12 protein-coding genes are annotated in these 12,261 nt (G+C 66.3%); 11 read left to right on the top strand and 1 reads right to left on the bottom strand.

Features of this window, described 5'->3' with window-relative positions; genetic code table 11:
• Positions 1–19 precede the first annotated feature (19 nt).
• The 3 genes from proC (at position 20) to NUW87_RS03190 (ending at position 1,509) form a co-directional block, all read left to right on the top strand.
• Complete coding sequence (proC, locus tag NUW87_RS03200; protein WP_239217867.1) at positions 20–829, top strand: pyrroline-5-carboxylate reductase; 810 nt, start codon at positions 20–22, stop codon at positions 827–829.
• Between the two features lie 178 nt (positions 830–1,007).
• Positions 1,008–1,199: a helix-turn-helix domain-containing protein gene (locus tag NUW87_RS03195; protein ID WP_034997092.1), complete on the top strand. Its 192-nt coding sequence runs from the start codon at positions 1,008–1,010 to the stop codon at positions 1,197–1,199.
• A gap of 208 nt (positions 1,200–1,407) precedes the next feature.
• Complete coding sequence (locus NUW87_RS03190) at positions 1,408–1,509, top strand: 30S ribosomal protein bS22 (RefSeq protein ID WP_003855542.1); 102 nt, start codon at positions 1,408–1,410, stop codon at positions 1,507–1,509.
• Between the two features lie 263 nt (positions 1,510–1,772).
• On the opposite strand, the gene NUW87_RS03185 is transcribed toward NUW87_RS03190, so the two are convergent.
• Positions 1,773–2,780: an HAD family hydrolase gene (locus NUW87_RS03185; protein ID WP_269027186.1), complete on the bottom strand. Its 1,008-nt coding sequence runs from the start codon at positions 2,778–2,780 to the stop codon at positions 1,773–1,775.
• 84 nt (positions 2,781–2,864) lie between these two features.
• On the opposite strand from NUW87_RS03185, the gene NUW87_RS03180 reads away from it, so the two are divergent.
• The 8 genes from NUW87_RS03180 to NUW87_RS03145 all read left to right on the top strand — a co-directional run bounded on the left by NUW87_RS03180 (position 2,865) and on the right by NUW87_RS03145 (position 12,256).
• Positions 2,865–3,101 carry a glutaredoxin family protein gene (locus tag NUW87_RS03180; protein WP_239217871.1) on the top strand — a complete coding sequence of 79 codons (237 nt, stop codon included), beginning with the start codon at positions 2,865–2,867 and terminating at the stop codon, positions 3,099–3,101.
• 46 nt (positions 3,102–3,147) lie between these two features.
• On the top strand, positions 3,148–4,473 hold the full coding sequence (locus NUW87_RS03175; RefSeq protein WP_269027185.1) for a glutamyl-tRNA reductase: 1,326 nt from the start codon (positions 3,148–3,150) through the stop codon (positions 4,471–4,473).
• A complete protein-coding gene (gene hemC / locus NUW87_RS03170; RefSeq protein WP_269027184.1) occupies positions 4,474–5,355 on the top strand; it encodes a hydroxymethylbilane synthase in 882 nt (293 codons plus the stop codon).
• A 406-nt stretch (positions 5,356–5,761) separates the two neighbouring features.
• Positions 5,762–7,498 (top strand): uroporphyrinogen-III synthase, encoded by a 1,737-nt coding sequence (locus NUW87_RS03165; protein WP_269027183.1) that lies wholly within the window; start codon positions 5,762–5,764, stop codon positions 7,496–7,498.
• 48 nt (positions 7,499–7,546) lie between these two features.
• Positions 7,547–8,548, top strand: a complete 1,002-nt coding sequence (gene hemB / locus NUW87_RS03160) for a porphobilinogen synthase (RefSeq protein WP_377733860.1) — start codon at positions 7,547–7,549, stop codon at positions 8,546–8,548.
• A 10-nt stretch (positions 8,549–8,558) separates the two neighbouring features.
• On the top strand, positions 8,559–9,155 hold the full coding sequence (locus tag NUW87_RS03155) for a hypothetical protein (RefSeq protein WP_269027182.1): 597 nt from the start codon (positions 8,559–8,561) through the stop codon (positions 9,153–9,155).
• Positions 9,156–9,158: 3 nt separating this feature from the next.
• Positions 9,159–9,653, top strand: a complete 495-nt coding sequence (locus NUW87_RS03150) for a hypothetical protein (RefSeq protein WP_063937692.1) — start codon at positions 9,159–9,161, stop codon at positions 9,651–9,653.
• Positions 9,650–12,256: a heavy metal translocating P-type ATPase gene (locus NUW87_RS03145; RefSeq protein WP_269027181.1), complete on the top strand. Its 2,607-nt coding sequence runs from the start codon at positions 9,650–9,652 to the stop codon at positions 12,254–12,256. Before NUW87_RS03150 ends, NUW87_RS03145 begins: the two co-directional genes overlap by 4 nt.
• Positions 12,257–12,261: the final 5 nt, after the last annotated feature.

The raw sequence follows: 12,261 nt of genomic DNA, 5'->3' as shown, positions 1-12,261 counted from the left end.
ACCTTTTTTGAGGAGCGACATGGAACGCATCGCCGTAATTGGTGCAGGCAATATCGGCGAGGCCTTCATCTCGGGTCTCGTTGCCAATGGGGTGAAGCCGAGCTCGATCACAGCGACAAACAGGTCCTCGTCGCGCAGTGCCGAGCTGGCCGAGCGCTACGGCGTGCGCACCACCTCCAACAACCGCGAGGCCGTACGCGACGCAGACGTGGCGCTGCTGTGCGTCAAGCCCGCGCAGATCTTGGACGTCATCGCGGAGGTGGGCGAGGAGCTGACAAGCTCGGGCTCGTCTACTGTGCTGGTGTCTATGGCAGCGGGCGTGACTATCGCCGCGATGGAAGACGCCGTGTCCGCCGCCGGTACCCCGATCGTGCGCGTGATGCCGAACACGCCGATGCTGGTTGGCAAAGGCGTCCTTGCTGCCGCCTGCGGGCGGTTTGTCGGCGAGGAACAGCGAAATGCTGTGGTGGAGCTGTTGTCCGCCGCGGGCCAGGTTGTCCAGGTCGCCGAATCTCAAATAGACGCCGTGACCGCCATCTCGGGATCAGGCCCGGCGTACTTCTTCCTGGTGGCCGAGGCGCTGGTGGACGCGGGCGTGTCCCTCGGCCTGCCGCGCGACCTGGCCGAGCAGCTGGCCTGCGCCACCGCCGCCGGCGCCGGCGCAATGCTCGAGGGCGAGGACAGCCCCGTGCAGCTGCGGGCGAACGTCTCCTCACCGGCCGGTACCACCGTGCGCGCGATCCGCGAGCTGGAGGAATCCGGCCTGCGTGGCGCGTTCTACCGCGCCACCGAGATCTGCGCGGAGCGTTCGGCCGAGCTAGGCAAGTAGCCCAAATCCCATCATTCACACCCGTTTCTGTGGGTTCACTGCCTGCACTTTGAAAATTTTCTTCCACTTAAGTCGCACTCGACGCTGGTTTCACGTTAGGGTGGTTCAAGCACGTGCGTGTTCGTCCTGCGGGAGGGGAAGCCTGCAGCGCGTTTGCGTGCCGAGAGGTATGAATTAAGTGGTTAACGAAGATAAAGGAAAGTTCCTGACGGTCGCCGAGGTCGCGGAGATCATGCGCGTATCCAAGATGACCGTTTACCGCCTCGTCCACTCCGGCGAGCTGCCCGCCGTCCGTGTGGGCCGCTCCTTCCGCGTGAACGAGACGGCAGTGAGCGAGTACCTGGAGTCCTCCGTCTACGACGTGGGATAGTCCAAGGTCTCGTTTACTGGGCCTCGAGAAAACACCCGCCGCACCGGTTTTCACGGTGCGGCGGGTGTTTTGGCACTGAAAAGGCCTGCCGGTATGCTTTGAACGATCAGGTCGGCCACCCCTGTGGGAGTGTGCACCTCCCGCGAGCCGCGGAAGCGGTTGCGCCGGCCGCGTACGTACGCACTTTGAACAGAAAAGAGGTAGCCCAATGGGTTCAGTGATTAAGAAGCGCCGCAAGCGCATGTCCAAGAAGAAGCACCGCAAGATGCTCCGCCGCACTCGCGTGCAGCGTCGTAAGCTCGGCAAGTAAGTCGCGAGCTTTACCCGCCCCATCGAGGGCGGGTTTTTTGATTTCTGCGGGGCAGGATGCTTACTTCTAGATGCTTACCGTCCGAGGATGCTTACTTCTAGATGCTTACTTCTCGACGAACCTCCGGCCGCCACCGCCGCGTCACTCGAGAAGTAAGCATCCTCGGGTAAGCATCTAGCACCGGTAAGCATCCTGGGGTAAGCATCTAGAACCCGGTGCCCTGGCCCAGCGCCCCGACCCCGTCGCCATCTACCGCGGCCGCGCTACCGGCGTCGGCACCACCACCACAGACCCGCGGCAGCCAGCACGGCCGGGACCACGCCGGCGCGCACCACCCGGCGCACGGAGCGGTAGTCGCGCACCGCCCAGCCCTGGGCCTTGGCGTGCTTGCGCAGCGCCCGGTCCGGGTTGACCGCCACGGGGGAGCCGACCATTTCCAGCATGGGCAGGTCGTTGACGCTGTCGGAGTAGGCGGTGCACTTGGACAGGTCCAGCTGCTGCAGCGCGGCCAGAGCCGCCACGGCGTGCTTCTTGCCGGGGCCGTGCAGGATGTCGCCGACCAGACGGCCGGTGAACTTGCCGTCTTCCTCTTCCGCCACGGTGCCCAGCGCCCCGGTGAAGCCGAGCGTTTCGGCCAGTGCCTGGCCGATCTGCACCGGGGTGGCGGAGACCAGCCACACCTGCTGGCCGGCGGCGAGGTGCATGGAGGCCAGCTCGATGGTGTCGGCGTATGACTTTTGCAGCATCCGGTTGTCCACAATCTCCCGGCAGGCCTGCTTGAGCTCCTCGACGCTTTTGCCCTTCACAATAGCCAGGGCTTGCTCGCGGCCCTCGGCGATGTCGTCGGCGTTTTCGGAGCCGGAGACGCGGTAGCGGATCTGCTTGCGTAGGGCAGGCGCCAGCTCGGACAGGGTGATGAAGCGTTTCTTAAACAGCCCCTGGGCCAGCAGAATCAGCGAGGAGCCTTGGATGAGCGTGTTGTCCACGTCGAAAAACGCGGCCGCTTCAGTGTCCTGGGGGACTTCCGGGTCGGGCGGGGTGATCTTTTGACGGCCGGCGGTTTCGAAGGCGCCGCCGACGGAGTCCACGCCGAGCGCGAAGTCGTCGATGTTGATGCCGAAGGTCTCTTCCACCGCAGCGGCTGCGGCGGCGCGACCGGCGGTGCGCTGCGCGTCGTCGTCGAGAGGCGGCATGACGCGCTCTTCGAGGAAGCGGCGCAGGTTGCCCTGGGACTGGGACCACTGCGCGAGGAATTCGCGCTGATCAGACATGAAACTTCGGGCTCTTTCGGGTGGGGGTGTTAGCGTGTGCAATCGTACAACGCCCTGGCAACAGCACTCACAGGAGGAGCGGGGATGAAAAAGGTGGAGCTGATGGTGCGGTCCACGTGCGGTTCGTGCGAACGGGTGGCCGGTCAGATCGCCCCTGTGGTGGCAAAGCACGGCGTGCAGCTCGCGCTGGTGGACGTGGACAAGGACCCGGAGCTGGCTGCGGAATACGGCGACCGGGTGCCGGTTGTGGTCATTGACGGCGATGAGTTCGCCTGCTGGGAAGTGGACAACGACGACCTCGACGCGGCGCTGTCCAACTAAAGGTCTATCCTTTAGTGTGATTTTCAACCGGACTGGAGGGTTTTGCGTGAGTGTTCTGCTTGTGGGGATGTCGCACAGGTCCGCGCCTGTGGCCCTGCTGGAGCGGCTCAGCATGGACACGGCGGTCCAGGACGGAGCAGCGGGCGCGCTGGTGAAGCAGCCGTCTCTGTCTGAGGCGATGATCATCTCCACGTGCAACCGCTTGGAGGTTTACACCGTCACCAACGCGTTTCACGCCGGAGTGGAGGACGTGCTGCGGGTGCTTGCAGACGTCTCCGGCGTAGACGCCGCCGAGCTGCGCCGCTACCTGTACGTGCGCTACTCGGACGCGGCCGCGGAGCACATCTTCACCGTGGCATCCGGCCTGGATTCGATGGTGGTTGGCGAACAACAGATCATCGGCCAGGTGCGTTCCGCCTACGTCGATGCTGTGGAGCGGGGCACCGTGGGCCCGAACCTGCACTCGCTGGCCCAGGCGGCGCTGCACACCGGCAAGCGGGTCCACACCGAAACGGGCATCGACGACTCGGGCGCGTCCATGGTCACTGTCGCGCTCGAGGAGGCGATGGAGCTCATGCGTATCGACGACCTCCGGGGCAAAACCGCACTCGTCCTCGGCGCCGGCGCGATGAGCTCGCTCGCCGCCACGCACCTGGGCAAAAAGGGCATTGACAAGCTGGTGCTGGCCAACCGCACCCGCGACCGCGCTGAGCGCCTCGCCGAACACTCCCGCGAGGCCGGCGTGCCCGCCGACGTGGTGGACTTCGCCGACCGCGCCTCGGTGCTGGACCACGTGGATCTGGTGGTCTCCGCCACCGCCTCCGACGAGTTCACCATCACCCCGGCCGACATCCCGGGCCCGCTGGTGCTCGCGGACCTGTCGCTGCCGCGCGACATCGACGACGCCGTCGCAGACATCGAAGGCGTGCACCTGGTCAACATCGAGTTACTGCACGAGAAGATGCGCGGGAGCGACACCGCGGACTCCCGCGCGCTGCGCCGCGCCGAAGCGATCGTGGCCGACGAGGTGGACACGTTCGGCTCGGAACAGCGCGTGCGCGAGGTGGCCCCGGCGGTGACGCGCCTGCGTCGCAACGCCGCGGAGATTTCCGGCCAAGAGCTGCAGCGGCTTAGAACCCGTCTGCCGGAGATGTCCGAGGACGACTTTGATCAGGTCAGCCGCATGGTCAAGCGTGTCGTCGATAAGCTTTTGCACGCGCCGACAGTGAAGATCAAAGAGCTGGCGGCGACGGCGGAGACGGTGAGCGTGGAAGAGGCGGTCACCGAATTGTTCGGGCTGGAAAGCCCCTCCGTGGCGGTGGACGCGCAGAAGCTGCCGCTGCCCGAGGAACTGCACGGCAAGGAGAAGTAGATGTTCAAAATTGGTACACGCGGATCCCACCTGGCTACCACACAGACCGGGCACGTCCGCGACGCGCTGGGCGAGCACGGCCACGCGGCTGAACTGCAGATCGTGACCACCCCGGGCGACTTGTCCCAAGCGCCCGTGGAGCGCATCGGCGTCGGCGTGTTCACCTCCGCGCTGCGCGACGCACTGTTTCACGGCGAGGTGGACATCGCTGTCCACTCGTTTAAGGACCTGCCCACTGCCGACGAGCCGCGGGCCCACATGATTATCCCCACCCGCGAGGATAGCCGCGAAGCGCTCATCGCCCGCGACGGACTGACCCTGGCTGAGCTGCCCGAAGGCGCGCGCGTGGGCACCTCCGCGCCGCGCCGCATCTCCCAGCTCAAGGGGACGCGTCCTGACCTGGACATCCGCCCGCTGCGCGGCAACATCGAGCGCCGCATGTCGTATGTGGAAGACGGTGAGCTCGACGCGATCATCCTGGCTTACGCAGGCCTCGTGCGTGGCGGCTACGGCGACCGCGCCACCGAGGTCTTCGCGCCCGAGGTGTTCATGCCGGCTCCCGCCCAGGGGGCGCTGGCGGTGGAGTGCCGCTCCGACGATGCTGTGGCGCGCGAGGCAATCGACAAGCTTGTCGACGTCGCCGCCACCGCCGAATCCACCGCCGAACGCGCTGTGCTGGCCCGTTTGGAAGCGGGCTGCACCGCGCCGGTCGCAGCCTCGGCCGTATTCGACGGCGCGGGCGTGACCTTGCGCGCGGGCGTGTTCGCCCTGGACGGCTCCCGCCAGCTGGTGGAGGAAGCGCAGGGGACTGACCCGGCTGAGCTGGGCCGCAAGGTCGCCGAGGCGCTGCTGGAGCGCGGCGCCGCCGACCTGATGGAGTAGCGCTGGGCCGCGCTTTCATCGTTTCGCTTGTCTCTACCTGCGGATCTGCTAGTTCGCTCAAAAACGCAACTAGCAGATCAAGTGTCCAACTTTGTGTTTGGCCAGGTGATGTTGGCAATTATTTTCAGCAGTGGCGTGATCTGCTAGTTCGTGCTTGATGGATGCCCGGGGGAACTAGCAGATCCGGTGGAGTGGGTGTGTATCGGTGGCCGGGGCGGCGGGGAAGCGCCGAGAGACGCTGGAATACAGCGCTGGTTTTGTTCTCGAGCTGAAGCATTTTATGGTGGAGATACCATACGTTCGATACCCTCCGCGCAATCGGGTCGGTGGGCCGCTTTCAGGCCGATCAACACCGCGAACCCAGCCGCGCGGGGGCGGTTTATTTGTGCCTAGAAGAGATTTCTCCATGACAGAGCCCACTCACACCCCCCAGCCGGGGAAGGTGATCTTCGTTGGTGCCGGACCGGGCAACCCAGAGTTGCTCACGGTTCGCGCCCGCGAGGTAATGGAATCCAATTCTATCGCCCTCGTGGACCCTGAGGTGTCAGCGGGGGTCCGAAGCGTCGTCGGGTCGGCGCTGCCGGTGCCGAAAGCTAAGATGGACGCGGCGAACGAGCGATACGAGCAGATGTGCGCCGAGGCGAAGGCAGCCGGTGCGAGGCGTAAACCGCCCCGGCCAGAGGACCCGACTGCTGCAGAGCTGCAGGAGGTTGGGCTGGACGGCGGCGTGATCGTCGAGAAGCTGAAGCTCGCGCTGACAGAAGCCGCGGACATCGTGGAGCGCGGCGAGGCTGGCGACGGCGACGTGATCCGCCTGGTGTCCGGCAACCCGCTGACACGCGATGCCGTGATGGAGGAGATCTCCGCGGTCGCGGCCGAGGGCATGGAGTTCCAGGTCGTGCCGGGGATGTCGCTGCCGTCGACGGTGCCGTCGTTCGCTGGTATCGCGCTGGGCTCGACCTACACGGAAGCCGACCTGAATAACGGCGACGTGGACTGGGACCAGCTCGCCGCCGCCCCGCAGCCGCTGGTGCTGCAGGCGAACCAGGAGCACCTGGCGGATATGGTGGAGCAGCTCACGCAGCGGGGCTTCCAGGCGTCCACGCCGGTGACGGTGACCACGCGCGGCACCACCCGCCTGCAGCGCACGTTCGACGCGACCCTGGGCACCGTTGGCAAGCTCGACGCCGAGCTGGAGGGGCCGCTGGTGGTCACCCTCGGCACCGCGGCGGACGACCGCTCGAAGTACTCGTGGTGGGAAAACCGACCGCTGTACGGCTGGCGCGTGCTCGTGCCGCGTGCGAAGTCCCAGGCGGGGCCGATGAACGCCCGTCTGTCGCGGCACGGCGCGATTCCGCAGTCCGTGCCCACGATCTCCCTGGAGCCGCCGCGCAACCCCGCGCAGATGGACCGCGCGATCAAGGGCATCGTGGAGGGCCGCTACCAGTGGATCCTGTTCACTTCGGTCAACGCCGTCGACGCGGTGTGGTCGAAGTTTGAGGAGCTGGGCTTGGACGCCCGCTCGTTCGCCGGCGTGCACTTGGGCGCGGTGGGGCAGAAGACCGCCGATGCGCTGATCGCCCGCGGCATGCAGCCGGAGCTTGTGCCGCACCGCACGAAGCAGAACGCGGCTGGCCTGGCGGAGGCGTTCCCGGAGTACGTCGAGGACATCGACCCGGTCTCGCGCGTGCTGCTGCCGCGCGCGGACCTCGGATCCGACGTGCTGGTGGACGGCCTGCGGGAAAAGGGCTGGGAGGTCGACGACGTAGTCGCCTACCGCACCGTGCGCGCCGCCCCGCCGCCGCCGGAGACGCGCGACATGATCAAGACCGGCGGCTTCGACGCCGTGTGCTTCACATCCCCGTCGACGGTGAAGAACCTCGTGGGTATTGCGGGCAAGCCGCACTCGCGCACGGTCATCGCCTGCATCGGCCCGGTCACTGAGGCAGAGGCGCGGGAGCAAGGCTTGCGTGTCGACGTCGTCCCGGAGGTCGCCGACATCCCCAACCTCGTCGACACTCTGGCGGAGCACGTGGCGGGTCTGCGTGCGTCGGGGCAGTTGCCGCCGCCGCGCAAGAAGCGTCGGAAGGCAGCGAAGGCTGACAAGAGCACCGGCGGGGAAACCGCGGCCGCAGCTGGCTAACAATGCGCCAGCTGGGTCGTGTCGGGTGTGCGTTCTAAGATGTGGCGCATGGCTGATTACGACTTGACTCGACGCCCCCGCCGCTTGCGGCAAACCCCCGCTATCCGTGAGTTTGTCACGGAGACGCGACTGCACCCGGCAGACTTCATCCTCCCGCTGTTCATCGCCGACGGCATCGACGCCCCGCGGGAGATTCCGTCCATGCCGGGCGTGTACCAGCACACCCCGGAATCGCTGGTTGAGATCTGCCGCGAGGCCCTCGACGCCGGCGTGAAGTGCGTGGACCTGTTCGGCGTGCCGCGCGATGAGGACAAGGACGCCACCGGTTCCGTTGCGGTTGCCGAAGACGGCGTGCTCAACCGCGCGATTGCGCTGCTGCGCAAGGAGTTCGGCGACGAACTGATCATCATGGCGGACACTTGCCTGGACGAGTTCACCGACCACGGCCACTGCGGCGTGCTCACCACCGACGCGCACGGCAGGGAGGTGGTGGACAACGACCCCACCGTGGAGATCTACTGTGAGATGGCGGTGGCCCAGGCGCGCGCGGGCGCGCACATTGTCAGCCCGTCCGGCATGATGGACGGCCAGATTGAAAAGATTCGCGGAGCGCTTGATCGCGCAGGCTTCGCCGACGTCGCCATCATGGCCTACTCCGCGAAGTACGCCTCCAAGTTCTTCGGCCCGTTCCGCGACGCGGTCGGCTCTTCGCTGAAAGGCGACCGCCGCACCTACCAGCAGGATCCGGGCAACGTGCGCGAGTCGCTTTTGGAAACGGAGCTGGACATCGCCGAGGGCGCCGACTTTGTCATGGTCAAGCCCGCGCTCCCGTACCTGGACGTGCTGGCCAAGATCGCGGAAATGTCCCCGGTGCCGGTGGCCGCTTACCAAGTCTCCGGCGAGTACGCCATGCTCAACGCCGCTGGCCAGAACGGCTGGATCGACTACGAGGAGACGATGATGGAAGCGTTGGTATCCATCAAGCGTGCCGGCGCAGACCAGATTTTCACCTACTACGCCATCGAGGCAGCAAAGAGGCTCAATGGTTAGCTTGCCGCCAATGAATCCGGGGTCGCCGAGCAGGGTGGAACCGGAGGCCGTCGAGAAGCAAAAAGGCTCCATGCCAGAAGCTGTGCGCTACATGCTCGCGGCCTGGACCGTGATGATCGGCGGGGAACTGCTGCACCAGATTCTTGCTGTGGCGGCGAGCGTGATCGACCCGTCCGCGCTGCGTGAGGTGGCCAAGGAGCGCGCCAAAAACAGCGACGGCGAGGTCTCCGAGGCGCTGATGAACGCCAGCGTGTACGGCTCCATCTTCATCATGGCGCTGCTGCAGCTCGGCGTGATCCTTCTGTTCGTCTTCGCGCTGCGGGCGGTGCAAAAACAGGCGAAGTGGGCGGAAAATGCCCGCCGGCTGCTGCAGATCTTCTCCGTGTTTTTCGGGCTGCGCATGCTCACGCTGTTCATGATGGTCCCGGCTTCCACCACGGTGCCAACGGCAATTTTCGGTATCGACGGCGTCATCCAGATCGTCCTTGGTGTTGCGGGCGTGATGGGCGTGATCTATTCAGTGGATAAGGACTCCGTGGCGTGGACCAAGCCGCCCAAGGACAAAGACAGCACCACTGCGGAGACGGCGGAGAAGAAGGAGCACTAAACCGTGGCAGGGATGTTCCCGACGATGGTGTCGGACCCGAACGACAGGAACCGGCGCTTTACCGGCGAGGTCGGCCAGGCGTGGCCGAAGCCGCTGAAGATCGGCTACTACCTGTGCCTTCTTGCGGCGCTGCTGATGTTCGTCATCGCGTTTCTGACGATGGTTTCGGATTCGCCCAAGGACCTGGACGCGGACGTCGAGGGCATCTTCGCGCGCAACCTGCGGATCTACACCTGGGGCAGCATCATCCTCGGCTCCCTCATCACATCGTGCTGCGCCTACTTGCCAAAAGGCTCGAAAGTCGCGCGCCGTTGGCTGGCCGGGTTCATCGGCCTGGCGGTGTTTTTGCAGCTGTCCAGCTTCTTCGTCGGCGTGGCCGGCTGGGCCGCATTCGTGGTAGTGGGCGTTCTGGTCTTCGCCCTGTTCTTCGTGTTCCGCCCGGCCGCCAACGCGTTTGTGGATAAGCGCAGCGGCGACGTTTGGGAAGGGGTGGAATGAGCAAGTACGAGGGGGAGGACCTGGAAAAGCTCAGCACCACTGGGCGCGAAGGCGCCAAGTTGGCCCAGCTGAGCGGCGAGGAGCTCGACGACTACATCGAGGCCGCCCGCGACGCAGCCAGGGAAGCCGGAGTCGACCCGGCCACTGCCCGTCGCGACCTGGACGGCGAGCTCGTGCGCCCCAATGCCTCCTACGCCTTCGAGCTGCACGGGCTGGAGGACGGCCCGCAGCTGACAGAGATCGAAGACGCCCTCGAATCCCTCGACGGCGTTTCCGCCCGCCTGGTGTACCCCACCCGCATGGCGTGGGTGACGGCACCGGCGACCATGCCGCTGCCGCAGCTGATCAAGACCATCGAAGAGTTCGGCGTGACCCCCGTGGTCACAGACTCCACCCTGCAGCGCCGCGCCCACGGCCGCTACTGGACGGAACACCCCATGCCGCGGCGCGCCAAACACCACCGGAAAGAAGAAGCGGCGCACCTTTTGGCCCGCGCCCAGGGGTTCGTGCAGAACAAAACCCGCGCGGAGCGCCGCAGCGGCGACGTGCTGTTTACCGCCCGCGACCTAGTCACCCCGGGCAGGCTGTGGCTGGCGGTGGTGCTGACCATCCCGGTGCTGCTGCTGACCTACGTGCCTGCCCTCGGGTTCCCGGGCTGGCAGTGGGTGGCGTTCGCGCTGACCACCCCGGTGGCACTGTGGTGCGCCTCCCCGTTCCACCGCGCGATGGCCGGTGGCGTGCGCCGCGGGCTCTCGGCGTTGGACGGTGCGAGTTCCATCGCCATTTTGGCGTCCTACCTGTGGTCCTTTGCCATGCTGTTGTTTACCCAGGCCGGGCACATCGGCTACCAATCCAGCGGCACCTGGGTGCCGTTGGAGATCGGCCGCGGCCCGGAGCTCTACCTGGAAGTCTCCTGCACAGTGACGACGTTGCTGCTGCTCGGCCGCTTCTTCTCTATGCGGGTGCGCACCAACTTGCTGGACGAGTTGGAGGCGCGCCGCCCCGGCGCAGAGTCGAACTACGAGGTCACTCACCGCAAGAAGGGCGGCGGCTGCGAGCAGCTCCCAGCGACGGAGATCATGCGTGGCGACGACGTCCGCGTGCGCGCAGGCCAGGTCATTCCCGTCGACGGGGAAGTGGTCGGCGGATCCGGCACGATCGGCTGGGAGCTGGTGAACACCCATGACAGCCCACAGTTGAAGGTGGGCAAGCGCGTCGTGGCGGGCTCCGTCCTGCGCGAGGGCGACATCAAGGTCCGCACGATCCGCGTCGGCCACACCACGCTTTTGACGGCAGTTCAGCGATGGCTGGAGGAGGCCTCGCGCCACCAGAACGCCGCCACAATGGTCTCCACCCGCTCCGCCAGCATGCTCATCCCGGCCGCGTATGCGATTGCGGTGCTGGACTTCGGCCTGTGGCTGCTGTTTACCGGAAACGTCAACACTGCGGCGTCGACAGCCTTGGCGATTTTGGTGGTGGTTGCTCCGTTTAGCCTTGCCATCTCGCCGGCGCTGGCGATCCGCCAGGGTATCGAGGCCGCCGTGTGCAACGGCGTGCTCATGCGCGATGGCAACGCGCTGCGCATCCTGTCCAAGGTGGACACCGCCGTGTTCAACCGCGTGGGCACCCTGGTGCTGCCGCAGATGCACGTGGAAACGGTCACCGCCGCAGACGGAGAGAGCAGCGAACTAGTGGTGCGCATCGCCGGCGTGCTGTCCGCGGATTCGGACCACCCGGCCTCGCGCGCCATTGTGAAGGCAGCCCGCGAGGTGCGCGACGCCCGCTCCGGAGACCCGCGCCTGCCGAATTGGATTGAGGTCGGTGACGACACAGTCACCCCCGACGGCGAGTTCGGCGGCCGCCTCACTGCCACCTGGGGCTCCGGGGAGAACGCCCGCACCCATACTTTCGACGCCTCCCTGTGGCGGCCCACCAACCTGTCCCAGCTCAATGGCAAGCTGTTGGTGGCTGCCACCACAGGCGGCACCCCGGTGGTGGTGCGCTGGGACGGCAAAGACCGCGGCGTGATCACACTTTTCGACCCCGCCAAGGAAGACGCTATCCAGGCGGTGGACACCCTGGAATCCATGGGCGTGGAAACGGTGATGCTCTCGCGCGACACCTATCCGGTCGCGCGCCGCTTCGCCGACTTTTTGGGCATCTCCCAGGTGCTCGCGGGCATCCGCTCCGACCAGAAACCCGCCGCGGTGCGCGCCCTGCACACCCAGGGCGGCATTGTGGCCATGGTGGGCGATTCCAGCGTGCTGCCGGTGCTGCGCGTGGCGGACTCCGGCATCCTGTACGCCGGCGAGGACCTCTACGGCACCAAGGCGCCGAGTTGGAACAACGTCAGCGACGTGGTGCTCGTGCGCAACGACGTCATGGCCGTGCCCCAAGCCATCGAGCACGCCCGCCGCGTCAACCGCATCGCCGACAGGAACCTGTGGTTCGCCGGCATCTACAACGCGGCCGCCATCGTCCTCGCCGCCGCAGGCGTGCTGCCCCCGGTGGGTGCGACCCTGCTCATGCTGGGAAGTTCCCTGCTCGTGGAGTACTCCTCCCGCCGCGCCAGCCGGTTCCGGGTTCAGGGTCTGCGCCGGTAGGCTTG

Origin of the sequence: Corynebacterium pilbarense (assembly GCF_026930265.1) — a bacterium.
GTDB lineage: Bacteria > Actinomycetota > Actinomycetes > Mycobacteriales > Mycobacteriaceae > Corynebacterium > Corynebacterium pilbarense.
Note: the sequence above shows the minus strand (reverse complement) of the source record. Positions and strands in the feature narration are given on the sequence as shown.